Source organism: Nonomuraea roseoviolacea subsp. carminata (assembly GCF_024172185.1).
In the GTDB taxonomy this organism is placed as follows: domain Bacteria; phylum Actinomycetota; class Actinomycetes; order Streptosporangiales; family Streptosporangiaceae; genus Nonomuraea; species Nonomuraea roseoviolacea.
The window spans coordinates 5836042-5861739 of record NZ_JAMZEC010000001.1 but is presented as its reverse complement, the minus strand read 5'-3'; the positions used below and the strand labels follow the sequence as shown (position 1 = coordinate 5861739).

At 72.2% G+C, this 25698-nt stretch carries 29 protein-coding genes; 18 read left to right on the top strand and 11 right to left on the bottom strand.

Annotated elements, in window-relative coordinates:
- Positions 1-14: 14 nt before the first annotated feature.
- Entirely contained in the window at positions 15-851 is an 837-nt protein-coding gene (locus HD595_RS27215; protein ID WP_253773784.1) for an SDR family NAD(P)-dependent oxidoreductase, read from the top strand.
- A gap of 32 nt (positions 852-883) precedes the next feature.
- Here the strand turns inward: HD595_RS27215 and HD595_RS27210 are convergent, their stop codons facing one another.
- Both HD595_RS27210 and HD595_RS27205 read right to left on the bottom strand, forming a co-directional pair.
- Positions 884-1648: an NAD(P)-binding domain-containing protein gene (locus tag HD595_RS27210; RefSeq protein WP_253773782.1), complete on the bottom strand. Its 765-nt coding sequence runs from the start codon at positions 1646-1648 to the stop codon at positions 884-886.
- Between the two features lie 35 nt (positions 1649-1683).
- Positions 1684-2331 carry a TetR/AcrR family transcriptional regulator gene (locus HD595_RS27205; protein ID WP_253773780.1) on the bottom strand — a complete coding sequence of 216 codons (648 nt, stop codon included), beginning with the start codon at positions 2329-2331 and terminating at the stop codon, positions 1684-1686.
- 83 nt (positions 2332-2414) lie between these two features.
- Between HD595_RS27205 and HD595_RS27200 the strand changes: the two genes are divergently transcribed.
- Positions 2415-2888 (top strand): hypothetical protein, encoded by a 474-nt coding sequence (locus tag HD595_RS27200; protein ID WP_253773778.1) that lies wholly within the window; start codon positions 2415-2417, stop codon positions 2886-2888.
- A 54-nt stretch (positions 2889-2942) separates the two neighbouring features.
- On the opposite strand, the gene HD595_RS27195 is transcribed toward HD595_RS27200, so the two are convergent.
- Both HD595_RS27195 and HD595_RS27190 read right to left on the bottom strand, forming a co-directional pair.
- Positions 2943-4016 carry a hypothetical protein gene (locus HD595_RS27195; protein ID WP_253773776.1) on the bottom strand — a complete coding sequence of 358 codons (1074 nt, stop codon included), beginning with the start codon at positions 4014-4016 and terminating at the stop codon, positions 2943-2945.
- A gap of 130 nt (positions 4017-4146) precedes the next feature.
- The gene (locus HD595_RS27190) at positions 4147-4614 is read right to left on the bottom strand and encodes a cupin domain-containing protein (protein WP_253773774.1); all 468 of its coding nucleotides are present in this window, start codon (positions 4612-4614) and stop codon (positions 4147-4149) included.
- A 158-nt stretch (positions 4615-4772) separates the two neighbouring features.
- Here HD595_RS27190 and HD595_RS27185 point away from each other — a divergent pair, with 158 nt between their 5' ends.
- Entirely contained in the window at positions 4773-5030 is a 258-nt protein-coding gene (locus HD595_RS27185; RefSeq protein ID WP_253773772.1) for a VOC family protein, read from the top strand.
- Between the two features lie 85 nt (positions 5031-5115).
- Positions 5116-5460: a VOC family protein gene (locus tag HD595_RS27180; RefSeq protein WP_253773769.1), complete on the top strand. Its 345-nt coding sequence runs from the start codon at positions 5116-5118 to the stop codon at positions 5458-5460.
- Between the two features lie 46 nt (positions 5461-5506).
- Here HD595_RS27180 and HD595_RS27175 read toward each other — a convergent pair whose 3' ends face one another.
- Positions 5507-6721, bottom strand: a complete 1215-nt coding sequence (locus HD595_RS27175) for an FAD-dependent monooxygenase (RefSeq protein ID WP_253773767.1) — start codon at positions 6719-6721, stop codon at positions 5507-5509.
- Positions 6722-6915: 194 nt separating this feature from the next.
- On the opposite strand from HD595_RS27175, the gene HD595_RS27170 reads away from it, so the two are divergent.
- Both HD595_RS27170 and HD595_RS27165 read left to right on the top strand, forming a co-directional pair.
- Positions 6916-8133 (top strand): helix-turn-helix domain-containing protein, encoded by a 1218-nt coding sequence (locus HD595_RS27170; RefSeq protein WP_253773765.1) that lies wholly within the window; start codon positions 6916-6918, stop codon positions 8131-8133.
- A 755-nt stretch (positions 8134-8888) separates the two neighbouring features.
- Entirely contained in the window at positions 8889-9590 is a 702-nt protein-coding gene (locus HD595_RS27165; protein WP_253773764.1) for a helix-turn-helix domain-containing protein, read from the top strand.
- A 122-nt stretch (positions 9591-9712) separates the two neighbouring features.
- Here HD595_RS27165 and HD595_RS27160 read toward each other — a convergent pair whose 3' ends face one another.
- Complete coding sequence (locus tag HD595_RS27160) at positions 9713-10354, bottom strand: response regulator (RefSeq protein ID WP_308211242.1); 642 nt, start codon at positions 10352-10354, stop codon at positions 9713-9715.
- 115 nt (positions 10355-10469) lie between these two features.
- On the bottom strand, positions 10470-11591 hold the full coding sequence (locus HD595_RS27155) for a sensor histidine kinase (RefSeq protein ID WP_253773762.1): 1122 nt from the start codon (positions 11589-11591) through the stop codon (positions 10470-10472).
- A 403-nt stretch (positions 11592-11994) separates the two neighbouring features.
- On the opposite strand from HD595_RS27155, the gene HD595_RS27150 reads away from it, so the two are divergent.
- Both HD595_RS27150 and HD595_RS27145 read left to right on the top strand, forming a co-directional pair.
- Entirely contained in the window at positions 11995-12996 is a 1002-nt protein-coding gene (locus tag HD595_RS27150; RefSeq protein WP_253773760.1) for a hypothetical protein, read from the top strand.
- Positions 12997-13268: 272 nt separating this feature from the next.
- A complete protein-coding gene (locus tag HD595_RS27145) occupies positions 13269-13832 on the top strand; it encodes a hypothetical protein (protein WP_253773758.1) in 564 nt (187 codons plus the stop codon).
- A 125-nt stretch (positions 13833-13957) separates the two neighbouring features.
- Here HD595_RS27145 and HD595_RS27140 read toward each other — a convergent pair whose 3' ends face one another.
- Both HD595_RS27140 and HD595_RS27135 read right to left on the bottom strand, forming a co-directional pair.
- Complete coding sequence (locus HD595_RS27140) at positions 13958-15361, bottom strand: mycothione reductase (RefSeq protein WP_253773756.1); 1404 nt, start codon at positions 15359-15361, stop codon at positions 13958-13960.
- A gap of 271 nt (positions 15362-15632) precedes the next feature.
- Positions 15633-16976, bottom strand: a complete 1344-nt coding sequence (locus HD595_RS27135) for an MFS transporter (RefSeq protein WP_253773754.1) — start codon at positions 16974-16976, stop codon at positions 15633-15635.
- 73 nt (positions 16977-17049) lie between these two features.
- Between HD595_RS27135 and HD595_RS27130 the strand changes: the two genes are divergently transcribed.
- Positions 17050-17763 carry an ArsR/SmtB family transcription factor gene (locus HD595_RS27130; RefSeq protein WP_253773752.1) on the top strand — a complete coding sequence of 238 codons (714 nt, stop codon included), beginning with the start codon at positions 17050-17052 and terminating at the stop codon, positions 17761-17763.
- A 12-nt stretch (positions 17764-17775) separates the two neighbouring features.
- On the opposite strand, the gene HD595_RS27125 is transcribed toward HD595_RS27130, so the two are convergent.
- Positions 17776-18330, bottom strand: a complete 555-nt coding sequence (locus tag HD595_RS27125; protein ID WP_253773749.1) for a hypothetical protein — start codon at positions 18328-18330, stop codon at positions 17776-17778.
- A gap of 154 nt (positions 18331-18484) precedes the next feature.
- On the opposite strand from HD595_RS27125, the gene HD595_RS27120 reads away from it, so the two are divergent.
- Together HD595_RS27120 and HD595_RS27115 are read left to right on the top strand one after the other, a co-directional pair.
- Positions 18485-18715, top strand: coding sequence for a hypervirulence associated TUDOR domain-containing protein (locus HD595_RS27120; RefSeq protein WP_253773748.1), 231 nt, complete (start codon positions 18485-18487; stop codon positions 18713-18715).
- Positions 18715-19047 (top strand): DUF3140 domain-containing protein, encoded by a 333-nt coding sequence (locus tag HD595_RS27115; protein WP_253781324.1) that lies wholly within the window; start codon positions 18715-18717, stop codon positions 19045-19047. The genes HD595_RS27120 and HD595_RS27115 overlap by 1 nt, the downstream gene beginning before the upstream one ends.
- Positions 19048-19333: 286 nt before the next feature.
- Here HD595_RS27115 and HD595_RS46095 read toward each other — a convergent pair whose 3' ends face one another.
- On the bottom strand, positions 19334-19765 hold the full coding sequence (locus HD595_RS46095; RefSeq protein ID WP_301309607.1) for a winged helix-turn-helix transcriptional regulator: 432 nt from the start codon (positions 19763-19765) through the stop codon (positions 19334-19336).
- Positions 19766-19882: 117 nt separating this feature from the next.
- Between HD595_RS46095 and HD595_RS27105 the strand changes: the two genes are divergently transcribed.
- The 7 genes from HD595_RS27105 (at position 19883) to HD595_RS27075 (ending at position 25688) form a co-directional block, all read left to right on the top strand.
- On the top strand, positions 19883-20509 hold the full coding sequence (locus HD595_RS27105) for a lactate utilization protein (protein ID WP_253773746.1): 627 nt from the start codon (positions 19883-19885) through the stop codon (positions 20507-20509).
- A 160-nt stretch (positions 20510-20669) separates the two neighbouring features.
- The gene (locus HD595_RS27100) at positions 20670-21548 is read left to right on the top strand and encodes an ABC transporter permease (RefSeq protein ID WP_253773744.1); all 879 of its coding nucleotides are present in this window, start codon (positions 20670-20672) and stop codon (positions 21546-21548) included.
- Positions 21549-21579: 31 nt separating this feature from the next.
- Positions 21580-22614: a taurine ABC transporter substrate-binding protein gene (locus HD595_RS27095; RefSeq protein WP_253773742.1), complete on the top strand. Its 1035-nt coding sequence runs from the start codon at positions 21580-21582 to the stop codon at positions 22612-22614.
- Positions 22598-23389, top strand: coding sequence for an ABC transporter ATP-binding protein (locus HD595_RS27090; RefSeq protein ID WP_253773740.1), 792 nt, complete (start codon positions 22598-22600; stop codon positions 23387-23389). Before HD595_RS27095 ends, HD595_RS27090 begins: the two co-directional genes overlap by 17 nt.
- Before the next feature lie 22 nt (positions 23390-23411).
- The gene (locus HD595_RS27085; RefSeq protein WP_253773739.1) at positions 23412-24281 is read left to right on the top strand and encodes a TauD/TfdA dioxygenase family protein; all 870 of its coding nucleotides are present in this window, start codon (positions 23412-23414) and stop codon (positions 24279-24281) included.
- 97 nt (positions 24282-24378) lie between these two features.
- Positions 24379-25437 carry an LLM class flavin-dependent oxidoreductase gene (locus HD595_RS27080; RefSeq protein WP_253773737.1) on the top strand — a complete coding sequence of 353 codons (1059 nt, stop codon included), beginning with the start codon at positions 24379-24381 and terminating at the stop codon, positions 25435-25437.
- Entirely contained in the window at positions 25434-25688 is a 255-nt protein-coding gene (locus tag HD595_RS27075; protein ID WP_253773735.1) for a phosphatase PAP2 family protein, read from the top strand. Before HD595_RS27080 ends, HD595_RS27075 begins: the two co-directional genes overlap by 4 nt.
- Positions 25689-25698 lie beyond the last annotated feature (10 nt).

Sequence of the window (25698 nt, the reverse complement as noted above, 5' to 3'; positions counted from 1 at the left end):
AAGGGAAGCACATCATGAGCAAGGTCTGGTTCGTCACCGGTTCGTCCCGCGGCCTGGGGCGCAGCTTCGTCGAGGCCGCCCTGTCCCGCGGCGACCGGGTGGCCGCGACCGCCCGCGACACCGCGAGCCTGGACGAGCTGGTCGCCTCCTACGGTGACGCGGTGCTCGCGCTGGAGCTGGACGTGACCGACAGGGCCGCGGTCTTCGCGAGCGTGCGGCGGGCCAGGGAGCGCTTCGGCCGGCTCGACGTCGTCGTGAACAACGCGGGCTACGGCCTGTTCGGCGCGGTCGAGGAGCTGAGCGAGCGCGACCTGCGCGACCAGTTGGAGACCAACCTGTTCGGCACGGTGTGGGTCGTCCAGGCCGCGCTGCCGCACCTGCGCGAGCAGGGCGGCGGCCACATCATCCAGATATCCTCGGTCGGCGGCGTCACCGCGATGCCGCTCGGCGGCGGATACCACGCCTCCAAGTGGGCCCTCGAAGGGCTGAGCGAGTCACTCGCCCAGGAGGTCGCCGGTTTCGGCGTCAAGGTGACCCTGGTCGAGCCCGGCTCCTACGCCACGGGCGTGAACGCCGCCGTCGTCCGGGCCGAGGCCGACCCGCACTACGACGGCCTGCGGGAGAGCTTCGCCGCGTTCGCCGGGACGCTCGACGTCGGGGACCCGGCCGCCGCGGGCCGGGCGCTCCTCCGGATCGCCGACTCCGCCAACCCGCCCCTGCGCGTGTTCTTCGGCACCCAGGGGCACGACATCGTCCGCCAGGTCTACGCCGACCGGCTCACGACCTGGGCCGACTGGCAGGCCCTCTCGGTGGAGGCGCACGGACACACCCCCGCGACCCCGGCCGCCTGAGCCGGGCACCGGCGCCCGCCTCGCCGGCCCGGCTACGCGAGATCGGCGAGGAGGGCGTCGAGCGCCCTGGTCAGGGCCTCGGAGTTGGCCCGGTCGAACCACGTGGTGCGGATGCGTTCGTTGCTGCCGTTCGGGGTCTCGTGATCGGCCGCCAGCCGCCGCAGGGAACGCGTCCCGTCGCCCAGGGAGCGGCCGACGCCCTGGAAGAGGCCGCGCACATAGGTCTCCGCGGCCTCGGGCGGGATGCCGTGGCCGGCGGCCCACGAGGTGAGCGTGGCGAGGTACGCGTAGTGGGTGGTCAGCGTTCCCGTCAGCGCGGAGAAGACGTCGAAGGCCGCCTCGTCCGCGACCGGGAGCGTCCCGCCCAGCCGCTCGAAGAGCGAGTCCACGGCCGGGTGCGACGGGTACGTCACCGTGACCGAGCGGCGTTCGCGCACGGCGGGCAGGGGGATGGCCCGTACCAGCGGGGCGTCGGTGGCCAGCGTCCGGCGCAGGTCGTCGTTGCCGACGCCGGCCATCACGTTGACCACGATCCTGCCGTCGTCCACCTTCAGGCCGGCCAGCGCCTCGTGCCGGTCCTGGCGGCGTACGGCGATGACCACGATCTCGGAGCTGTCCACCACCTCCTGGTTGCCGGCGCACACCCGCACTCCCTCGTGGCGCTCGGACAGCTCCGCGGCCGTCCGGGCGCCGCGCGGCGAGAGGTGGATCCGCGGCGGGTCCTCGACGCCGTCGCACAGGCCGTCCACGATGGCCCGGCCGATCTCGCCGACGCCGATGATGCCGATGTCCCGCACTGTGTCTCCCTGTCGTTCTGCCGGTGGTCGTTCGTTCACGGGGTCTCCTCGCGGGCGGCCCGGTCCCGGATGCCCTGGAGTACGACGTCGAGCATCCGGTCGAACTCCGCCGCGGACCCGAAGTCGGCGAGCAGCGGCGCCAGGGCGGCCATCGTCGGGTGCGCCCCGGCGTCGAGGGGTGGCATGGGACCGGGCCCGTCGGGACCGCCGCCGGTGCGTGCCAGCAGGTGCCCGTTGAGGAAGCTGAACAGCACCATCGGCGCGTCCGCGACCACCTGGTCGGGCAGCCCGGCCGCGCGCATCGCGGCGAAGAGCCGCTCCAGGGCGGCGAGGGCCACCGGCGAGGTCTGGGCGCGGGTGGTCAGCAGCGGGAACACCTTGGGGTGCCGGTAGGCCATGTCCCGGTAGCCGTGCGCCGTGCGGCGGGCGACCTCCTCCCAGCCGGACGACGCCTCGCCCGCGTCGGCCGCCACCTCGGCGAGCACGGCCTCGGACACCGCGTCCAGCAGCGCCGCCTTGCCCCTGATGTGGTGGTAGATCGACATCGGGTCCACCCCGAGCTCCTCCGCGAGCCGCCGGACCCCGAAGCGCTCCAGGCCGTCCCGGTCGACGAGCGCGACGGCGGCGGCGGCGATGCGCTCGCGGTCGAGCCCCGCCGAGGTGCCGCGCGTGCGTCTGGCCACGTCCACTCCTCCCTTGCAAACCTACGCCGTAGAATATACCGTGCCGAGCGAAACCTACGACGTAGATTTAAAAGGAGCATGCCATGACCACAACCGCCGGCCGTCCCTCCTCGACGCACGCCAGGCGCCCCACCGCGATGTACGTCGGGCTCGCGCTGACGGTCCTCGCCACGCTCGCGCCGCTGCTGGACATCGCCACCGTCGACACGCTGTCCGGCCACGTCCGCGACGCGTACCCCGGCTGGCCCCCGAACCTGGTGGAGGCCGATCGCGACGCGATCGCGATCTACCTCGTCGCCACCGGCGCGGTGGGGACGCTCCTGTGGCTGCTGACGACCTGGGCGGTCACCACCGGCAGGCGCTGGGGCCGCGCCGCCACCACCGCCGCCTTCGCCGCCGGCGCCCTCGTGGCGCTGACCGACCTCGGCCTGGGCGGCGACCACTACGACGTCATCGTGCCGTACGCCTACGGGACGCTGACGCTGCTGCCCTGCCTCGCCGGGCTCGCCGCCGTGGTCTCCGTCTGGCGGCGGGGCCGGCCGGCCCCGCGGCGGTGACCGCCGCCACCGGCGCCCGGCCGCTCAGCGGAGGTCGGATCAGCGGAGGTCAGATCAGCGGAAGTCGGAGATGCGCAGCACCGCGAGCATGTCCGTCGCCCGCGAGCCGGTCGAGAAGGACGCCTCCACGCCGACCCAGCCACGGAACGCGCCCGTGTCGTCGATGATCTGCATGAGCGGCTTGACGTGGGAGTTGCCGGTGTAGCAGAACTCGTGGCGCTCCATCGCCAGGCAGGTGCACCAGTGCCACAGGGTGTCCCGCCGGTCGGTCTTGGAGATCATCGTGAGGTAGTACTGGATGGAGCTGATGTTCGCCCGCGTCCCGCCGCCGTAGCGGGGGCAGCCGCCGGACTTCTGGCACGCGCCGCGCGAGGACGGCTGCAGGTACGTCAGGCACGAGGTGGTGGCGGCGCAGGCGCGGAAGGAGGAGTGGCCGAACGGCTGGTCGCCGGAGGTGACGAGCCTGCCGCTCGCCCAGCTCGTGAGGTCCTGCCTGAGCGAGCCGGGGAACGCCCGCACCGAGCTCATCGCGCGCCGGGTGTCGATCGCGGCGTTGCTGCCGTAGCCGTAGCCGTTGGTGGCCAGCGTGCTCTGCTTGAGGTCCAGGCGGGCCAGCTTGCCGTCGGACGAGGTCCGCACGTACCACTGCTCCGTCCACTGCTGGGCGATGTTCCACCGGATGGTGAGCACGTTGCCCGCGACGGTGTACGCCCCGGTCCGGCTCTCGCCGGGGGCGCCGGTGAAGCCACCTGCGGTCAGCACCTCGCAGGCGCGGGGTCGCGACTGCCTGCCGCCCGCCCTGGTGGTGCAGCTCGGGTCGGGGACGGTGCCGGTGCGCTGCCTGGCCGTGGGATGACGCTGCCACCACAGGTACATGGCGGCGCTGACCGTGCCGTTCGCGGCGAAGCGGTAGGTGCCCAGGCGCACCCAGTTCTGCTGGGACGCGGCCTTCAGGTGGCCCTGCGAGACGACGAAGGTGGCCTTGCCTCCCGGCAGCGACGTGGCGGCGACCGCGGCCGAGGTGGAAGCAGCGGAAGCGGCGGACTCCGACGCGGCGGACGCGGCTGAGCCCGCGGGCAGGATCGTGACGGCGAGGACGAAGGAGAGGATTGCCGCTGCGGTGCGCATGGTGAAGCTCCGGGGGTCTACGGGCGTGGCCGGTCGTCCACGGGCCACCGTATTCGGCCGGGACCGCGGATGTCCGCGAAACCGCGCACAACCCCTGGGGGCGTCCCGCCGGACGCCCCTGGCCCGGTGTCTAGTAGGAGGTCGTGCGGTGGCGGGCACGGAACTCCGCCAGGAGCTCGTCGGTCACTTCGGCGCCGGCCGCCACGGCGGCGTGCACCTCGCGGAAGTAGCCCTCGTACCCGGCCGGCGTGTACAGGCACAGGGCCTGGACCGGCTCGGTGCCGGCGTTGCGGAAGCCGTGCGGGGTCCCGCGGACGGCGGCGAGCAGGTTCCCGGGGCCGACCGTCACCTCGCCGTCGCCGTTGTGCAGGGTCAGCTCGCCCCGCAGGACGTAGAAGTACTCGTCGTGGCCGTGGTGCACGTGCGGGCGGGCCCCGATCGTGCCCCCTTCCAGGGTGAACTCCTCGAACGCGAAGCGGCCTTCCGTGTGCTCGCCCGTCAGCCGGAAGAAGTGCGCCACTCCGGCCACGTCGATCAGCTCGCCGTCCTCGGGGCGGCGCAGCAGGGCGCGCGGCTCCGGCATCTGGTTGTCGATCATCCCAGCATTATCGGCCGAAAGCGCCGGAAGGCTTTCGGGCAGGCCCGCCGCGGCGCCTGGGCCGGGCGCGGCGCTTCTCCTCCGAGCGGCTCGGCCTGGAGCCGGTCGAGGAACGGCCCGGCGGGCTGCTGTACCGGTGCGGGGGCGCGGAGTTCGTGGTGTTCCGGTCGACGGGATCCTCGCCCGACACGTTCACCCAGATGGCGTGGGAGGTGGACGACATCGAGGCCGTCGTGTCGGAGCTCAGGCGGCGCGGGGTGGTGTTCGAGGAGGTCGACGCACCGGGATTCCCGACCCGCGACGGGATCGCGGAGATCGAGGGGAACTACCCGAGCAAGGACGCGCGGGGCGAGCGCGGCGCCTGGTTCCGCGACAGCGAGGGGAACCTGCTGGGTGGCGGCCAGCCGGTCCGGTGAGCGGGCCGGTGCCGCGTCCGGCCGCCGATGAGTTCCGGAAGCGAGAGGGGTCTCACTTCCGGAACGACGGGAAGGAGCGGCTCCGGTGGACCTGTACAGCGTCGTGTGCGTACGTGACCGGGCGACATCGCGGAAGTGGTACGAAGTCTTCTTCGGGCGGCCGGCGGACGAGGTCATCGGCGAGGAGCACCTGTGGCAGGTCGGTGAGAACGCGTGGGTCGTCGTCGACGACCGGCACATGCGGGCCGCCCGGGTGGGCGGCACCATGATCACGCTCGGCGTGTCCGACCTCGACGACATCCTGGCCCGGCTGGCCGCACACGGCATCGGGCACGAGCCGGTGGAGACGTACGGCAACGGCGTGCGCCACGTGGAGATCCTCGACCCGGACGGCAACAGCCTGTCGCTCGCGCAGGCGCCCACCCGGTAGCCGGCCTCCCGGCCGGCCCCCGCGCGCGCCATCGTCGGCACACCCCTCAGTACGCGGCGAGCGTGAGCGCGTTGGCGGCCTCGTTGAGCGGCTTCATGATCGGCCGCATCGCCAGGTCCTTCCACGGCAGGCGGTTGACCAGCCGCATCATCGTGGTCTGCATCTTGATCTGCATCGGGCTGCCCGCGACCATCTGCGCGGCGTTGCTCGCGCCGAGCGCCACGTTCACGTCCACGTACGAGCGCATCGCCTCCCGGTATCCGGCGTAGGCCGCACGGTGGTCGCCCGCCGCCGCGCTCAGCTCACCGGCCAGCACGTACGCACCCACCAGCGCGAGGCTGGTGCCCTGCCCGGACAGCGGGGACGGGCTGTAGGCGGCGTCGCCGACCAGCACGACCCGGCCGGCGGACCAGTGGTCCATGCGGACCTGGCTGACCGGCGTGAAGTAGAAGTCGGGCGAGTGGGGCATGGCGCGCAGCAGGGTCTCGCTCTCCCATCCGACGCCCGCGAACGCCTCGGCCAGGATCCGCTGCTGGGCGGCCCGGTCGTAGCGGCCGGGCAGGACGGCCGGGCTGGGGAAGACGAACTGCGCCTTCGCGGTGTCGGGCCGGGTGGCGTAGACGTTCACCACCTTGCCGGGCGTCGGATAGAGCAGCTCCCAGTGGTCGAGTCCGAGGTGGTTGGGGACGGTGAAGACGGCCGCGTGCATCCCGAGGGGGTGGACGTGGCGCTCCTCCGGGCCGAACACCAGGCGGCGCACGGTCGAGTGCAGGCCGTCGGCGCCGATGACGAGGTCGAAGCGGCGGGGCGGGGCGTGGCGGAAGGTGACGTCCACCCCGTCGGGGCCCTCGTGGAGGCCGGTGATGGTGTCGCCGAACAGGTATTCGCAGCTGTCACGCGTCGCCTCGTGGAGGAGCCGGGCGAGGTCGCCGCGCATCACCTCGTCGTCGCCGGGGGCGCGCATGCCGATGAGGTCGGGGCCGAGGGTTGCCAGCGGCTTGCCACTCCTGGCGACCCACGAGCCGCCCCGGATGGCGGTGCTCGACCGCCGGACGGCGTCCAGCATGCCCATCCGCTCGACGACCTGCATGGCCACGCCGCGCAGGTCGACCTTGTAGCCGCCCTCGCGCAGCTCCGGGGCCAGTTCGACGACGGTGGGGGTGAAGCCGTGGCGGCGCAGCCAGAAGGCCAGGGCGGGGCCGGCCACGCTGGCGCCGGAGATCAGGACGGTGCGGTTGGCGAGTCGCCGTGAGTTCGTCATGCCAAAAACCGTAACAGTCTTGCCAAGCGATTGGCAACAGCTTTCCTCAGCGATTGCCAGGGAGGGTCGGACCAGCCTCGCCAGACCCGCCAAAGCCCTTGGCAACTGTTTGCCAGCCGGGTATCGGGGTGGCTAACATGAGCTGCGGCGGAGGGCCGCGCGGCCCGCGCTCCGACCTGGCAAGGAGACGACAGATGCTGACGCAGCCGGCCTTCGGCCGACGGCTCAAACAGCTCAGGACCGAGCGCGGCCTGACCCAGGCCGAGCTCGCGGGCGAGGGCATGTCCACCGGCTACCTCTCCCGCCTGGAGTCCGGGGCCCGTCCCCCGACCGACGACGCCGTGGCCCACCTGGCCCGCCAGCTCGGCGTCGCCCCGGAGGACCTGGCCGAACAGCCGGACTGGTCACTGGCCCGCAGCCTGGCCTCCACCGCCGGCCTCGACGTGGACGAGGCGGGCGAGCCGCTGGCCCGCGCCCTGCGTACGGCGGGTGGCGAGGACCCCCTGCTGCGTTGGCAAGCGCTGTGGCAAGTCGCCGAATGGCGGCGTCACAACGAGGAGCACGACGAGGAGCGCGCCTGCCTGGACGAGCTGGTGACGCTCGCCGACGAGCTGGGCCTGCCCGAGCTGCGGGCCCGCGCCCGGGCCCGGCTGGCGCGCGCGCAGCGCGCGGCGGGCGAGGTGCCGGCCGCGGTCGAGACGGCGTTCAGCGCCTACCGCCTGGCGAGCGACGAGGGCCTGTCGCCCCGCATCGTGGCCGACACCCTCCTGGCGCTGGTGTCCGCGCTGGCCGAGGCGGGCCGCATGGCGGAGGCGCGGCAGCACGCCGACGAGCTCCTCGCCCTGGTCGCGGCCCTGCCCGCCGGCAGGCTCCTGGCGGAGGCGGTGTGGACCGTGGCCGGCGTCCGGCTCCGGCAGGGCGAGCCCCAGGTGGCGCTGAAGCTGGTCAGCGACGCGCTGGAGCAGCTCCAGGGCCGCCTCGACCCGGCCATGTGGGTACGGCTGCGCGTCGTCGCCGCCCGCCTCCACCTCAACTGCACCCCGCCCGAGACCGAACCCGCGCGACGCCGCATCGAGGAGGTCGAGGCGTGCCTGCCGTTCGCCGGCACTCCCACGGTCGAGCAGGAGCTGCTCGCGCTGCGCGCGCGCCTGGCCTTCCACACCGGGCGCACCGACGAGGCCCGCGCCCTGCTCGACCGGCTCGCCGACGCCCACGACCACCTGGCCTACCAGGAACAGGTCCGCCTGGACGTGCTGCGCAACCAGCTCCTGCTGCTGGACGGCAGGCAGGACGAAGGCATGCGGGGGCTGCGCGCGCTGGCCCAGCGGGCGCAGGAGCGGGCCAACTTCGACCTGGCCGCCGAGATCTGGCGCCACGCCGCCGAGTCACTGGCCCGCACCGGCGGCGAATGAAGACCGGCCGCCGAGCCCGGCGCTCCGGCGGCGGAGTAAGGGGTGAGGACGCGGGCTACCACCCCCGCATCCTCACCCCGTCGCAAACTGAAAGCCCAACATGCTTGGCAAAGAGGCATGAGACATCAGCGCGCAATCTGAACCTTACTACGACACGGAATGCTCAGGAGAGTTTCCTTCTCCTCCAAGCAGGAAGGCTCCTCCCATGGGAGTGCTTTATTGCTCCGCGAACCCTGTCACATGAAGCAGAATATTGGCGCTCCCGCAGGTGAAAAGCACGGTTCCCACGCAATTCCGTGAGTGATTGTCCGCCACTGGCACAGAACACGGCGTTGCCTCTAAGGTCATGCACGGCGCCGGACCCCTACCAACCCGGCATACCCAACATGCTTGGCACATGAGGCAATTGGATCCGAGATGCAAAATCTGTACATAACAGGCATCTGCGCCGCAGTAGCGATCGCCATTGTGTGCGTCGTGAGCTACGCCGCCATCAAACTCGCCCAATCCGCGCCCAAAGCGCTCGTACGCGCACTATTGGCGCTCGCGCTCGCGCTCGGGGCCATCCCCCCGATCCTTTACGCCCTCTACGGGGCATGATCGGCCGGCCCATGGAACCACTACCCCTTCGAGGAGCAGGACAGCTCAACTTCTGGAACCGCCTTTCCCCTCTGGAACGCGAGGCCCTCGAACGCCTCGGGTCCAGGAGACGCGTCTACGCAGGCGACACGCTGGCCGTTCCCGAAGGCTGCAGCATGACGGTCCTGATGTCCGGCTGCTGGATCCGCCTGCAGACCGGCCGCTCGGCCGCGGCTCGCGGCATCATCGACATAGCCGGCCCCGGCGACCTCTGCAGTGCCATCCACGCGACGCATCCGGACGCCCCTCACTGGTTGGGAGAGCTGACGGGAATCGAGCGACGCGTCCTTTCCCGCGGCCACATTCTTGAGGTGGCCGGTGAGATCGTCCCCGTGGTGCTCGGGGATCTGCCCAATGTCACGCGACTCATCGGAGTACTGCAGAGCGAACATCTGCACTTCGTCGTGCAATTGCGCGCCGCCGCCCGACTCGATGTAGAGGTACGTCTCGCCCGCCTCCTGCTCCACCTGCTCTATCGATTCGGCGAGCGGACACTGAAGGACCGCAACGCGCTCGCTCCTCCGTTGTCGCAGGCGGATCTGGCCGCGTGGGTGGGCGCCAGCGACTCCTCGGTCGCCCGTGTTCTCGGGCATTGGCGCCGCGACGGCCTGGTGGACACCGGCTACTCTTCACTGTCGATACTCAACCCGAGACGCATGAGAGACATCGCGAACACGCCGGACATGCCCTTCGCTCGGTTTCCGGCGACGAGGGAGCGCAGGCGACGCGGCGACAGCCGTGTTCTGGAGGATGCGGCCCTCCCGAGAACCACAGCGGGGCTGGATCTCATCAACGACCTTCCACCCGGCATATCGTGACCCGGCCGAGAACGCGTCGGCGAGATCATCCACTGGGTGCGCGCGTGGCTCCACCGCCTCCGCCGGGGCGCCGAGCGGGAGGCCGAGCTCGAACGGGGCGGGCACGACACCCTGTTCCTGGACTACGGCCGGCCGTCCTGGGCGGCGTCGTGGACCACCAGGGCGAGCTGGACGCGGTTGTCCAGGCCCGCCTTGGTGAGGATGCGGGAGATGTAGCCCTTGACCGTGCCCACGCTCATGTGCAGCTCACCCGCGATGACGGCGTTGGTCTTGCCCTGGCCGACCGCGAGCGCCACCTCCCGTTCGCGCTCGCTCAGCGCCGACAGCACCCGCCGCGCGTCGGCCCGCCGCCGGTCGTCCTCCTCGGGCATCAGGTGGGCGATCAGCCGCCGGGTGACGCTCGGCGACAGGCTGGGCTCGCCGGCGGCGACGCGCCGGATCGCCTCGACGATCCCCTCGGGCGAGGTGTCCTTCAGCAGGAACCCGCCGGCACCCGCGCGCAGCGCCCGGAACACGTGCTCGTCGGCGTCGAACGTGGTCAGGATGATGACCTCGGGCGCGTCCCTGCGGGCGCGCAGCCTGCGGGTCGCGTCGATGCCGTCGACGCCGGGCATCCGGATGTCCATGAGCACCACGTCGGGGGCGTGCTCGGCGACCGCGGCCTGGACCTGCGCGCCGTCGGCCACCGCGCCCACGACCTGGAGGGTGGGCGCGCCCTTGAGCATCAGCGTCAGCCCGGCGCGGACGAGCGGATCGTCGTCCACGATGAGAACCCGGATCGCGGCGGACGCACCCCCGGGCGTCCCCGCGGACCCAGTGGACCCTGCGGACCCACTGACCGGCTCACCCATCGGCTCGCCCACCGCCTCGCTCACCGGCTCACTCATCGGGCCGCTCACGTGGCCATGGTAGCCGCGCCGCCAGCCGGAACCAGCCCCCGTCGGCGGGTCCCAGCTCCAGGTTCCCGCCCGCCAGCGTGACCCGCTCCTCCAGCCCGGCCAGCCCCGCCCCGGCCCCGGTCTCGGCCAGTCCCTCCGCCTCCCGCCCGGCGAGGAGCGGGTTGCGCACCTCGACCGTCAGCTCGCCACCGGCCGCGCCGGACACCACGACGGTGACGGGCCGGCCGGGCGCGTGCTTGCGTGCGTTGGTCAGCCCCTCCTGCACGACGCGGTACGCGGTGCGCCGGGTCGCCTCCGGCAGGTCGGCGAATCGGACGTCGTGCTCGCGCAGCTCGATGCGCATCCCGGCCCGTCGCGACTCCTCCACCAGCGGCGCGAGCCCGGTCAGCGGGAACTCGGCCGACGGGCTCTCGCGAAGCACGGAGATGACGCCGCGCAGCTCCTGCAGGGCCTGGTGGGCGCTGGCCCGGATGACCCCGGCCGCCTCGGCGACCTCGTCCGGCCTGGCACCGGCGTTGAACTCCAGCGCCCCGGCGTGCACCGCCAGCAGCGACAGCCGGTGGGCGAGCACGTCGTGCATCTCGCGGGCGATGCCGAGGCGTTCGGCGCGGCGCGCCTCCTCCGCGCGCAGCCGCTGGTCGGCCTCGGCGCGGCGGGCCCGTTCCGCCAGGGACGCCAGCAGCTCCCGCCGGGTCCTGGCCAGGATGCCCCAACCGGTGATCGCCCCGCCGAACAGCACGCCGACCAGCGCCCACACCGGATAGGGCGCCAGCCCTGGGGGCCGCAGCGCGAACCTGACCAGCGTCGCCGCCACCCACGCCACCCCCACCGCGACGGCCGCCGGCGGTCGCCGGTACAGCGCCGCGACCAGCGTGGCGATCCCCGCGGCCACCGACGCGGCCGCGGCCGGGACGGACAGCGCGACGACGGCCAGCGAGGCGGCGATCGGCCACCGCCGGCACAGCCACAGCCCCGCACACGCCAGGACCCCGCCGGCGAGGTCGGCCCACAGGTACCAGCCGGGCGTCCCCGGGACCAGGTCGCCCCAGACCACCGCGACGGCCCCGGCCACGGCCGGCACGACGCCGCCGACCCCGACCACCCAGTCACGCCGCGCCCGCCCTGGACCCGGCTCACCACCCGCCGCCGGATCACGCCGAGCCCGCCCCAGACCAGAATCACCACCCGCCAGCCGATCACGCCACGACCGCCCCGGACTCGGCTCACCACCGGCCGCCCGGTCACGCCACGACCGCCCGCGACCCGGGTCGCCACCACCCGCCGCCGAGCCCCCTCGGCGCTCGTCCCGGCCCTGCTCCGCGTGACCCTGTGCTGCGAACACAACCACGGATCGTATCCACCGGCCTTCCGCCCGGTAAGCAACCAAGGTCTCCATCGCCGCCCCGCCATGGCAACCAAAGTCACCACCCGGTAGCGACCGAAGGGGCCACGGACCGGCCCCACGGCAGCAGCGCGCCCCGCCCGCCGCGGGAGACCGTGAGCGCATGGTCACCTCACCAGCACGCGGCCGGTGGGCCGCGCTCCTGCTGGCCGGGCTCACCCCGGTCGTCGCCGAGCTCACGCTCGGCAATCCGCCGCTCCGCCAGGCGTGGCTGCTGCTGTTGTGGACGCCGATCTACGGGGCCGGCACCGTCCTGATCCGCGAGCTGGTACGCCGCGCCGGCCGGGGCTGGTACGCCGTCCTGCTGCTCGGGGCGGCGTACGGGATCGTCGAGGAGGGGCTGGCGCTGCAGGCGCTCACCAGCCCGACCCTCTACGGCGTGGCCGGCTGGGCGCCCAGGGTCCTCGGCCTCAACAGCGCCTACACCGAGCTGAACATCCCCTACCACGCGGTCTTCAGCGTGGCGCTGCCGATCCTGCTGGTGGATCTCGTCGTCCCGGCCCTTCGCCACCGGCCCTATCTCGGGCGCACGGGGCTGGTCGTGGCGGCGGTGGTGTTCGTGCTGGGCGCCCTGCTGCTGCGGTGGACGACGGCGTTCGTCGACCCCGGCTACCAGGCGCCGCCGGCGGCGCTGGTGGCGTTCGTCCTGGTGATCGCGGCGCTCGCGGTGCTCGCGCTGCGGGTCCTCCCCCGCCCGCCGAACCCGCCGGCCGCCGCGCCCCGGACGGCCGCCGCGCCCCGGACTGTCCCCGCGCCGCCGGTCATCGCGTGCCTGGCCGGGGTGGCGGCGTTCGGATACCTCGGGCTGCTGTTCCCCTTCGGCGGCGCCCACCACCCGGCCTTCACGCGGGGCGGCTGGGTGGCGGTCCCGATGGCGGCGGCGGCGCTCCTGGCGGTGGCGGCGGGGCTGCTGCTGCGCCGGTGGACGGCGCACGGCGGATGGCGCGACCGGCACAGCCTGGCGCTGGCCGGCGGGGCGCTGGTGGCGCACACCGCGTTCGGGGTGATCGCCAACGGCGCGACCACCACCGACCGCGTGTCGCTCGCCGCGCTCGGCGTCGTCATGACCGTCCTGCTGGCCCTGCTCGCCAGGCGTACGCGCTGACACGGCGTGCGGCGCGGCGGCGGGTCCCTGACGACGGAGCGGTTCGAGCGCCCGGCCCTCGCGGCGGGCGCTCCGCCGATTGGAGTATTTGCCGGATCTGCCATCACTCGCGACCGGGGAGCGCCATGAGACATGAGCCTTCGAACAGGATTCCTTGGCCAAGTGATGGATGAACGGCCACCCGTTACGGAATCCTTGAGCAGGCGAGAACGCCGCAGCCCGCCGTACCGGCTGCTCCCCCGAAGCGATCAACAGAGTGCGATGGCGGATCCGTGGAACAGCTGCAATACCGAAGGCTCATCAAGGTGCTGGAGCAAGTGGCCGGGGCTCGGCAGGGAGAGCTCTATCCGGTGCTGGCCGAGGCCGTGGCCGTCCATCTCGGGTGGATCGACGCGTTCGTGGCCGAGAACCCCGCGTATCTGGCGCCGGGAGGCGCCGGCGAGGAACAGTACCTCACCATGTTCCGGCCGGCCTTCGTGGAGGAATACGTCGAACGCTGGCGCCTGAGCAACCCCTTCGCCTCGCGCGACGGGATCGCCTGCCTGACCCGCCATGGTGTGGCGACGCTCGGACGACTCCGCCCGCGGGCGACCGAGCCGGAGCGCGACTTCTCCGACACGTTCCTGCGCCACCACGGCATCGACGACATGCTGAAGATCGTCGTCAGGTCCCCGGCCACGGGCGCGGTCAGCACCCTGGGGGTGCCGTTCGACGGTGATCGGCGCGCCATCGAGCCGAGTGACCTGTTGATGGCGACCGCGCTGGGCCCGTTGCTGAGCCCGTACTTCACCGCGAACCCCGGGCCGGCCCCCTGTGGTCGACCTCACCTCGGATGAACGCAATGCGGCCGAACTGGAGACGCCGTCCGGTGAGCTGACCGGGCCCACCGGCGCCTGGTTCCGGGCGGGTTCGCCGGCGCCGGGGGGCTGGGCCGCGGCCACGACCATGGACTGCCGCTCGATCAGTCGAGCGGCAGATCGAGCAGGGCGTTCTCCACCACCTCGGGCATGGCCGGATGGATCCAGTACTGCCCCCTGGCCATGGAGCGGGCGTCCAGGCCGAAGGACATGGCCTGGATCAGCGGTTGGATCAGCGCCGGCGCCTCGGGGCCGATGATGTGCGCGCCGAGCAGCTCACCGGTGGCGGGATCGGCCAGCACCTTGGCGAAGCTGGTGGTGTCCTCCATGGCCCAGCCGTACGCGATGCCGCTGTACTCCCGTATGGCGGTCACGTACGCGCGCCCGGCGGCCTGCGCCTCCTGCTCGGTCAGGCCCACCGAGGCGATCCTCGGGGAGGAGAACACCGCGTGGGGGACGTAACGGTGGTCGGAGGCGCGGAGGTCGTCCGGGTGCAGCAGGTTGTGCTGGACGACGCGTGCCTCGTGGTTGGCGACGTGCTTGAGCTGCCAGGGGGAGGAGACGTCGCCGAGGGCCCACACTCCGGGCACCGAGGTCGCCTGCCGCTCGTCCACGACGACACGGCCGTCCGGGTGCAGGGCGAGCCCTCCGGCGGCGGCGTCCACGAGATCGGAGTTGGGCCGGCGGCCGGTGGCCACCAGCAGCTCGTCGGTCTCCAGCAGTTCCGCGCCCGCGGGCCCTTCGAGGTCGAGGAGCAGCTTGTCGCCTTGTCTGGCGGCGCTCAGCAGTTTGCGGTTCAGGCGGACGTCCCAGCGGTCGCGCGCCAGTTCGGTGAAGCGTCGCGCCACGTCCATGTCCTCGTGCCGCAGCAGGAGCTCGCTGCGGGCGATCACGCTGATCTCGACGCCCAGGGAGGAGAACACGTGGGCCATCTCGGTGGCCACGAACCCTGAGCCGAGGATGGTCAGGTGGCGCGGGAGCCGGTCCATGCGCATGACGGTGTCGCTGGTGTGGTAGCCGAGCGCCTGGTCCAGGCCGGGGATGTCGGGGATGTCCGGGCGGCTGCCGACGGCCACCACGACCTGGTCCGCGGTGATCGTGACGGGCCCGTCCGCCGTGTCCACGACCAGGCGGCGCTCGCCGGTGAAGCGGGCCGTGCCGCGGTAGAGGGTGACGTTCTCGCGCCCGGTCGCGCGGTAGCGCTCGCCTCCGGCCGCGAGGGGGTCGATGCGGCCGAAGATCCGGTCGCGTACGGCGGGCCAGTCGACGCCGCGCAGCTCCAGGTCGACGCCCAGCGCCGCACCGTGCTCGGGCGCGCGCGCGGTGTCGGCGGTGTGCACGAACATCTTGGTCGGGATGCAGCCGACGTTGAGGCAGGTGCCGCCGAAGCTGCCGAACGGGCCGACGCCCTTCTCGACGATGGCGACCTTCCAGTCGGCGAACCGCTTGTCGGCGATCGGGTTTCCGGAGCCGGAGCCGATGACGACGAGGTCGAAATGCTGGTCCATGGAGGGGATCCCTAACGGCTGGTGGGGGTGAGGGGGTTGTCGCGGCTGTTCGGGGCGGGGGACGCCGCCAGTGCGGACATGGCCGCTCGCTCTCCGAAGGGCCGGCCGTCGGGTCCTGACATGTCGTGCACCTCCTGAGGGGTCCGGTTGTGCTGAACACCGCACCGGCCCGCCCCTCTTCCCGCACGGGGCGGGCCGGCTCCCACGAACACCGAGAGCAACGATCACCAGGAGGCACCCGTGTCGGAAACGCCCTCACCCTCGTCGTGGGTCACCTGGCCGATGCCCAGGTCAGCGCGGCGCCGGCCAGGAACCCCAGGCCGCCGATCAGCGCACCGGCGTGCAGGCCCGCGACGAGGCCGCCGTGCGCGACCAGCGTGCCGACCAGGGCCACACCGATCGCGCTGCCCGTCTGGCGGGCGGCGTTGAAGACGGCCGACGCCGCCCCGGCCAGCGCGGCCGGGGCGGCCTCCATGATGGACGCGGTCGCCGCCGGCATGGTGAACCCGACGCCGAACCCGGTCAGCACCAGCGGCGCGAGCAACGTCCAGTAGCTCGTGCCGCGGCCGGCGGCGAGCCAGGCGAGCAGGCCGGCGCCGCCGATGACCAGCCCGGCGGCCATCGGCGCCCGCGGGCCCGTCCGCGCGGCGACCCGGCCGCTGAGCGAGGAGGAGAGCATCGGCATCGCCGCCATCGGCGCCATGGCCAGCCCGGTCATGGACGCGCTCAGCCCCCACCCCCGCTGGAAGTACAGCGGCACCGCGAACAGCAGGCCGTAGAAGCCGAGGTTGAGCAGGACGCCGACCACCGCCGACGCCGAGAACCGCCGCGCGCCGAACAGCTCAAGGGGCAGCATGGGCGCCCGTGCCCGCCGTTCGAGCAGCACGAACGCCGGCAACGCCGACGCGGACACCCCCAGGCCGCCCAGCACCGGGAGAGAGGCCCAGCCGTGCGGCCCGGCCTCGATCAGCGCCCAGGTCAGCCCGCCCAGGCAGAGCGCGCCCGCGAGCTGGGCGGGCACGTCGAGGCCGTCACGGCTGCCTGCCGGGGCGGCCGCGGGCACGTACCGGGCGGTCAGAAACAGCCCGGCCAGCCCGAAGGGGAGGTTCACGAAGAACACCGCACGCCAGCCGACCGCCGAGACCAGCACCCCGCCCAGCACCGGCCCGGCCGCGGCGGCGAACCCGGCGACCATGCCCCACACCCCGAACGCCCGCGCCCGCGCCGCCCGCTCCGGGTAGGCGCCCGCCAGCAGCGCGAGCGAGGCGGGCACCATCATCGCCGCCCCGGCCCCCTGCACCAGCCGCGCCCCGGTCAGCAGGCCCGCGGACGGCGCCAGCCCGCACCCGGCCGAGGCCGCGACGAACACCGCCAGCCCCGCCAGGAACACGCGCTTGCCGCCGAGCCGGTCGCCCAGCCCGCCGCACAGCAGCAGCAGTCCGGCGAACGTGAGCGTGTACCCGTCCACGATCCACTGCAGATCCGTCAATCCGGTCCGCAGGTCCGACCCCATCACCGGTACGGCCACGTTGACCACGGTGACGTCGAGGATGACCAGGAAGTACCCGAGGCAGACCGCCACCAGCGGAAGCCTCGAAAGCGTGGAGAGAGTCATACCTCCAACCTGGTACGCGATCGCTACGGCGTTCACCGAAATGTCGCCGTTCTGGACTGCCTAGACTGGAGGCATGTGGCAGACGGCGACGGACGCGGACATCGCCGAGGTGGCGGCGGCCATCGGCGACAGGTCGCGGGCCAAGGTGCTCATGGCGCTGGCCGGCGGCGGCGTCCTGCCCGCCAGCGCACTGGCCGCCGAGGCCGGGGTGAGCGTGTCCACGATCAGCGGCCACCTGGCCCGGCTGCGCGAGGCCAAGCTCCTCACCGTCGAGCACGACGGACGTCACCGCTACTACCGCCTGGCCAGCACCGACGTGGCGCGGGCGCTGGAGGAACTGGCCAGGATCGCCCGGCCGCTGCCCGTGACGTCCCTGCGCGACAGCGTACGCAACCAGGCGTTGATGCGGGCCCGGCTGTGCTACGACCATCTCGCGGGACGGCTCGGCGTCGTGCTGCTGGCCGCGCTGGTGGACGGCGACGTCCTGACGGGCACGGCCGCCGGGGGCTACCGGATCACGGCCGCGGGGCTCGGCAGGCTGGCCGCGTTCGGGATCGAGGTCGAGGAGTTCTCGCGGCGGCGGCCCGCGATCCGCTACTGCGTGGACTGGGGCGAGCGGCGCCACCACCTCGCGGGCGCCCTGGGCGCGGCCGTGGCCGACCGGCTGTTCGCCCTGGGGTGGCTGCGGCGGGGGCGGGCGCGGCGGGTGGTGCACCTGACCGACGAGGGACGTACCGGCCTGAACGAGACCTTCGGCGTGCCGCTCGACTGGGACGAGGCGGAATGACGCCGAAGTGGGTCAGGCTCGCATCGTCATGCCAGGGCGGCACCGGCGCACGTAATACGCGCAGGTGAGCGCGAGCACGAGGGGGCCCCACAGGTTCAGCGGGGTGATGCAGACGTTGGCCAGGATCTTCCACCAGACGTTCTCGTAAGGGACCTCGTCGACGGCGCCCATCCATTGGAGCACCGTCTGCACCGGCAGCACCGACAGGATCACACCCCCGGCCGCCGCGGGAACGATCGCCGCCATCGGCCGGACGCGCCGGCCCCCGAGGAACGGCACCCAGCCCGGGACGACCTCACCCCACCGGCGCACCAGCCCGATGCTCAGCAACGCCGCCAGCTCCGACAGCGTACTGAGCCCCAAGATGTAGGGGATTCTGATCCACAGCGCCGGCATGTGCGCGTCGTGGATCTGGCCCATCGGGAAGTCGAGGACGAACGGAAGCCGCCAGAGACAGGAGGGCAGCACCAGCAGCGGAACCGCGTAGGCGGCACGCAGCGCCCAGCGGGGGACGTCGCGCTCGGTGTCGCTCGCGACGGGCGCCCTGTGCAGCAGCTTGATCGTCATGCTTCCAGCGTCTTCAGCCGGCGGCCTCGGCAGATCACCTGAGCGGGCGACCGGTCCCCCCCGCCCGGGGGAACCCACGTTCCTTGACCCGGAGTTGGGCGTATCCATGACCGCGGCGCGGCGTGCGCGCGGACGTCGGGGTAGGGCGCAGCTCATGGCGAAGAAGAACGAGGACGACCCGGCGGTGGGCGACGAGGTCACCTGGCAGAGCCATGGATCCACCGCCCGGGGCAAGGTCGAGAAGAAGATCACCGACCGGCGGAAGGAGGCCGGACGCACCGTCGCCGCCTCGCCCGACGACCCGCAGTACGTGGTACGCAGCGAGAAGAGCGGCAAGAAGGCCGTCCACAAGCCGTCGGCCCTGCGCAAGGACAAGGGCTCGTGATGACCGAGGAGGAGGAGCGGGCGATCGCGGCCGAGTTCGGGCAGGTGGTGAACATGACCGCCGAGGAGCTCGAGAGCTGGCTGGCCACCGACGAGTCCAAGGCGGTGGGGCAGAAGAGCGACGGCGGCGAGTCGACCGGGCACGAGTCCGGTCGCAAGATCGTCGAACTGCTGCACGCGAAGAAGGCGTCCCTCACCGAACCGGACTACGCGCACATGCGTAAGGTGATCGGCTACGTCCACCGTCACCTGGCGCAACGGCCTTCGGGTGACGTCCGCGAGACCAGGTGGCGGTATTCGCTGATGAACTGGGGCCACGACCCTCTCAGGTGACGCTGACGCCCCCGCCCGGCCCCTTCGCGGGCGTATAGCCGGCGTTTCCCGTCCACTCGACGGTGTAGGTGTAGCGCCCTGTCTCGGTCGGTCTGTCGGAGAAGCGTCAAGGAGAGCATCGAATGAGCGCGCTCTTCGGGTCGGGGCCCGGGCGGGACCGCCCTTGACCTCTTCGTGGCGCTCGGCCTGCAGCGGCGAGCCGGCCACCGCCTACGTACGGCCAGGTACCCGGCGAGGTGCCTGCGGTGCTCCTCGTCTACGGCGGCGGACCTGATCCTGCACGCGGCTATGTTCCGATTGTTTCCGTAGGTTGTGATCCGTCAGGCGCGCGCCGGGCATCGTAGCGGCTGCGGGCACCCTCGATGTCCTCGTGGTGCTCAATGACCCAGTCGATCAGCCCCCAGACCCGCTCGAGCAACGTGCGACCGAGCGGGGTCAGCTCGTAGTCGACGCGGGGCGGCACCTCGGCGTACACGCTGCGGGTGACCAGCCCGTCTCGTTCGAGCACGCGCAGAGTGGCGGTCAGCATGCGCTGGCTGATGCCGGGAACGGTGCGCCTGAGCTCGTTGAAGCGGCGGGGGCCGGCTCCGAGCTCGTTGACGACCGACAGGGTCCACTTGTCCCCCACACGGTTCAGGACGTCGCGCACCTGGCAGGTCGTCTCGTCGCGCGCCTGGAGCACGGAGCTCGCGCCGCCGGCGGGTCCGTCAGCGTTCATGGGTTCCCTCCGCTTCACTGAGGCAGAAAAAAGTGCCTACTTCCGGTAGGGATTCAGCGTTACTCAGAATGGTGCCGGTTACCAGTCGGAACCATTGCTCATCTCAGGGGATACATCATGTCCGTGAAAACTGTCGTGCCCGACGAGACGTTCGCCGCCCCCGCGCCCGCCGGGCAACTGGACCGCGCGACCGCCGCGTTACGCGACAACGGCTTCATCGTGCACGTCGTGGACAGCGCCACCGAGGCCCGCGAGCTCGTCACCGGACTGATCCCCGGCGACGAGAGCGTCTTCACCACCTCCAGCGAGACGCTCCGGCTGTCCGGCATCGCCGCGGACCTCGACGAGTCGGGCCGGTTCGCCTCCGTCCGGGCCGGGGCCGAGGACCCCAAGGGCGACGTGCAGGCGGTCGTCCGCCTCGGCGCCACGGCCGAGTACGTCGTGGGCAGCGTGCACGCGGTGACGGAGGAGGGCCACCTGGTCATCGCCTCGGCCAGCGGCAGCCAGCTCGCGCCGTACGCGTCGGGAGCGCGCAAGGTCGTCTGGGTGGCCGGCGCCCAGAAGGTGGTGCCGGACCTGGAGACGGCGCTGCGGCGGGTCCGCTCGTACAGCCTGCCGCGCGAGCACCGGCGCCTCCAAAAGTTCGGGCAGTCGTCGTTCATCGGCAAGATCCTCATCGTCGAGCGCGAGGCCCTGCCGGAGCGGGCCACGGTCGTGCTGGTGCGTGAGCCGATCGGCTTCTGAGCGCGCACGGCGCCGCGGCCCGGACCCGGACGATCAGAGGAAGATGTGGGTCACGCAGCCCCCGAGCACGCCGGCCCGCAGCTCGGGCGAGGCGGGGGATAACCCATAAAACTAGTAGGAAATGTTGACTTTAGCGAGGTGTCGCCGTAGCTTCGTGGTCATGAGCCCGTCTGAGACGGTGACCTCGCCCACCTCGACGGCCGCCCCCTCGACCGCCCTTCCCGACGGCGGACCGGCGTCCGCCACCCGGCGACGGCGACCGGCGACACGCAGGATCGTGGTGCGCGTGCTCGCCGCGGCCGCACTCCTCGGCCTGTGGCAGCTCGCCGCGACCGCGGCGGCCAACCCCTCCTTCATCCCCTCCCCCGGCGCCGTGTGGGAGCAGCTCCTGCGGTTGTCCACGACGCACGACGGCATCCGCGGCTACAGCGGCAGCCTGCTCATCGAGCACCTCGGGATCAGCCTGCGGCGCATCCTCATCGGATCCGCGATCGGCGTGGCAGGCGGGCTCGTCGTGGGCGCCGTGCTCGGCACCGTGCCGTGGATCCGCGTCGTGGCCGAGCCCGTGATCACGTTCGTGCGGGCGCTACCACCGCTGGCGTACTTCAGCCTGCTCATCATCTGGTTCGGCATCGACGAGACGCCCAAGCTGTGGCTGCTGGCGATCGCAGCGCTGCCGCCGGTCGCGGTGGCCACCGCCGCCGCGGTGCACGGCGCGCCGTCCGACCTGGTCGAGGCCGCCAGGGCGCTGGGCGCCAGGCGGCGCGACGTCATCCGGGACGTGGTGCTGCCCAACGCCCTGCCGGAGATCTTCACCGGCGTGCGCCTGGCCGTCGGCATCGCGTACTCGTCCGTGGTCGCCGCCGAGACGGTCAACGGCGTGCCCGGCATCGGCGGCATGGTGCGGGACGCCCAGCGTTACCTGCAGACCGACGTCGTGGTGCTGGGACTGCTGGCCATCGGCCTGTCGGGCCTGCTCATCGACGGCCTTCTGCGGGTCACGGAGAAACGGCTCATCCCCTGGCGGGGCCGCTCGTGACCCGCCGCACGTCCCTCACGAGGAAACCGCCATGCGTCTGAGATTCCTGCTGTCCTTCGTGCTGATCACGGTCCTGGCCGCCTGCGGCGACGGCACCGCGTCCCGGGGAGGCGGTGCCGTCGCGGCGGCCAACCGCATCCGCCTCGCCTACCAGGCGTTCCCCAGCGGCGACCTCATCGTCAAGAACAAGAGGTGGCTGGAGGAGGCGCTGCCCGGCTACCAGATCCAGTGGACGAAGTTCGACTCCGGCGCCAGCATCAACACCGCCTTCGTGGCCGGCAGCGTGGACATCGCCGCCATCGGCTCCAGCCCCGTGGCCCGCGGACTGTCGGCCCCGCTGAACATCCCGTACCAGGTGGCGTTCGTGCTCGACGTGGCCGGCGACAACGAGGCCCTGGTCGTCAGGAACGACAGCGGCGTGTCGGCGATCGAGGGCCTGCGCGGGAAGAAGGTCGCCACGTCGTTCGCCTCGACCTCCCACTACAGCCTGCTGGCCGCGCTCGACCGGGCGGGGGTGCGCGAGTCGGAGCTGACCATCGTCGACCTCGAACCGCAGGACATCCTCGCCTCCTGGACGCGCGGCGACATCGACGCCGCCTACACCTGGCTGCCCACCCTGAAGGAGCTGGAGAAGGACGGCAAGGTCCTGATCACCAGCCGGGAGCTGGCCACGGCCGGCAAGCCCACGCTGGACCTCGGGGTGGTGTCCACCACGTTCCTCAAGGCGCATCCGGACGCGGTGGACGCCTGGCGCAAGGCCGAGGCGAGGGCTCTCCAGCTCATCACCGGCAATCGCGCCGAGGCCGCCGCGGCCGTCGCCGCCGAGCTCAACCTGACCAAGGCGGACGCCGAGGACCAGCTCACCCAGGGCGTCTTCCTCAAGCCCTCCGACCTGGCCTCCGCCGAATGGCTCGGCACGCCGGAGCGGCCGGGCGCGCTGGCCGAGAACCTCGTCAGCGCCGCGCAGTTCCTCAAGGACCTGCAGAAGATCGAAGCCGTCCCCGATCTGGCGACCGTGCGGAACGCCGTCTACAACAAGGGCCTGCCCGATGTCCTCACCCCTTGAGCTCGGTACGGACGCCGCCGTGCACGTGGAGGAGGTCGTGCACGTGTACGGGACGGGCGTGGACGCCGTGACCGCGCTCGGCCCGATCTCGCTGGACGTCCCCCGGGGCTCGTTCCTCGTGATCGTCGGGGCGTCCGGCTGCGGCAAGAGCACGCTGCTGCGCCTGATCGCCGGCTTCGAGCGGCCCACCGCCGGCGTCGTCCGCACCGCCGGAGCTCCGCCAGTGCCCGGCGCCGGCGCCGGGATCGTGTTCCAGCAGCCCCGGCTGTTCCCTTGGAAGAGCGTGGGCGGCAACGTCGGGCTCGCGCTGCGCTACGCCGGCGTCCCCCGCGAGGAACGCGCCCGCCGGGTGCCGGAACTCCTGGAACGGGTCGGCCTGCACAACGTGGCCCACCGCCGGACCTGGCAGCTCTCCGGCGGTCAGCAACAGCGCGTGGCCATCGCCAGGGCGCTGGCGGGCGACAATCCGCTGCTGCTGCTCGACGAGCCGTTCGCGGCCCTGGACGCGCTCACCCGCGAGCGGCTGCAGGAGGACCTGCGCCGGGTCAGTGAGCAGACGGGCCGCACCTCCGTGTTCGTCACCCACAGCGTCGAGGAGGCGGTCTTCCTCGGCAGCCGCGTCGTCGTGCTCACCAGCAGGCCCGGCCAGATCGCCCTCGACCTCGACGTCCCTCTGCCCCGCACCGGCCTGGAGCCCGACGAACTCCGCGCCCTCCCCGAGTACGCGGCCCTGCGTGCCACCGTCAGCCATGCCGTCCGCGACGCCGCCGGATGACCACCACAGAACAGGAGCGCACATGTCCACACCCCTGGCCGCCAAGCTCACCCTGCGCCCGCTCGGACCGCACTTCGGCGCTCAGATAGAAGGGCTCGACCTGGCAACCGCCGACGACGAGGAGCTGGCCGCGGTACGAGCCGCACTCGTCCAGCGGAAGGTGCTCTTCTTCTCCGGGCAGACCCTCGACGAGGACGGCCAAGTCGCCCTGGGCCGCCGCCTCGGCGAGCTGACCGCATCCCACCCCGTCGTCGGCGGCGTGGACGAGGCGCACCCGGAGATCTACGCGCTCGACAGCGCCGACAACGGCTTCGCCGACGTCTGGCACACCGACGTCACCTTCATGCCCCGCCCACCGCTCGGCTCGATCCTGCGTGCCGTGGTCCTGCCTCCCACCGGCGGGGACACGAGCTGGGCCGACAGCCAGCTCGCCTACGACTCCCTTGCCGCGCCCGTACGGGAACTGGCCGACCAGCTCACCGCGGTGCACGACGGCAACCGGGAGTTCGGCTACTACCTGGCCCAGCGGCGCGGCGGCAAGGGCAGCGTCTGGGACGGCGAGGTCGTCACCCGGCTGGACCCGGTGGAGCACCCCGTCGTACGCGTCCACCCCGAGACCGGACGCAAGGGCCTGTTCGTCAACCCCGGCTTCACCTCGCACGTCGTCGGCGTCTCCGAGGCCGAGAGCCGTCACATCCTCGACCTGCTCTACGCTCACCTGACCAAGCCGGAGCACATCGTCCGCCACCGCTGGAGCATCGGCGACGTGGCCATGTGGGACAACCGCAGCACATCTCACTACGCCAACCGCGACTACAGCACCGCCCACCGGGTCATGCACCGCATCACTCTGCGCGGCGACCGCCCGTTCGGGCCATCGTCCCCCCGCTGAAGGGAACGGCCCACCCCCTGCCTGCCGGAGGCGGTGGCCGAACGCACCGGGCCAGAGCGATCTGAGTCATTGGACCACCGAGCAGGAAGACCGACTGATGAATCTCCGGTTCCTCTGGTACATCCCCAACCAAGCGCAGCCCGGGCACCGCGGCGACGTCGTCATCGAGAATCACAACAGCCTGGAGACCCTCACCAGCCAGGCCAAGGCCCTCGAGGAGCACGGATGGGCAGGGGCGCTCATCGGCACCGGCTGGGGACGGCCCGACACCTTCACGGTCGCCACCGCCCTGGCCGCGCGGACGACGACTTTCCAGCCGCTGATCGCCGTCCGGCCCGGCTACTGGCATCCGGCGAAGTTCGCCTCCGCCGCCGCGACCCTCGACCATCTCAGCGGGGGACGGGTGCTGATCAACATCGTGTCGGGCAAGGACAACCTCGCGGCGTACGGCGACAGCGAAGGCGACCAGGCTCACCGCTACGCCCGCACCAAGGAGTTCCTCCAGCTCGTGCGCAAGCTGTGGACCGAGGAGAACGTCACCTACCACGGCGAGCACTTCACCGTCACCGACTCCACCGTCGTGCCGCGCACAGTCGTCCGGGGCGAGCGCCGGCACCCCCGGCTCTACTTCGGCGGCGCCTCGGAAACCGCCGAGAAGGTGGCCGCCACGGAGGCCGACGTCCAGCTCTTCTGGGGCGAGCCGCTCGACGGCATCGGGGAGCGGATCGAGCGGCTCAAGGAGCTCAGCGAGAAGCTCGGACGCGAGCACCCTCCACTGGAGTTCGGGCTGCGGGTCACCACACTGGTGCGGGACACCACCGAACAGGCCTGGGCCGACGCCGAGGCCAAGGTCGTGCAGATGGCGAACGGCGGCATCTCCCGCGACCCCAACCGGTTCACCGCCGTCGGCCAGCAACGGCTGCTCGACCTGGCCGCACGCGGAGAGGTGCTCGACGACAACCTCTACACCACCCCAGGTAAGTTCGGCGGCGGCGGCGCGGGCACGACCTGGCTGGTCGGCTCGGCCGAGGACGTGGCGAAGTCGCTGCGCAGGTACCAGGCCCTCGGCATCACCCACTTCGTGCTCTCCGACACCCCCTATCTGCCGGAGATCAAGCGTCAGGGCGACCGGCTCCTACCGCTGTTGCGCGGATGAGCGCCGGTGCCGCCGAGCAGGTGCTGAACGCGCTGGTCGGCTCCCACTCCCGCGAACCGTTCGAGCTCACGAGCCCGACCGCGCCCGGGGTCACTCGCACCTACGCCGCGTGGAAGGTCCTGACCGACGAGAACGTCGACGCCCGGGTCTGGTCGGGTGTCCACACCCGCCCCACCGACCGGGCCGGGGTGAGGCTTGGCCGCCAGGTCGCGTCCTACGCTCTACGTCACGCCGCACGACTGTTCTCGTAGGTCGTACCAG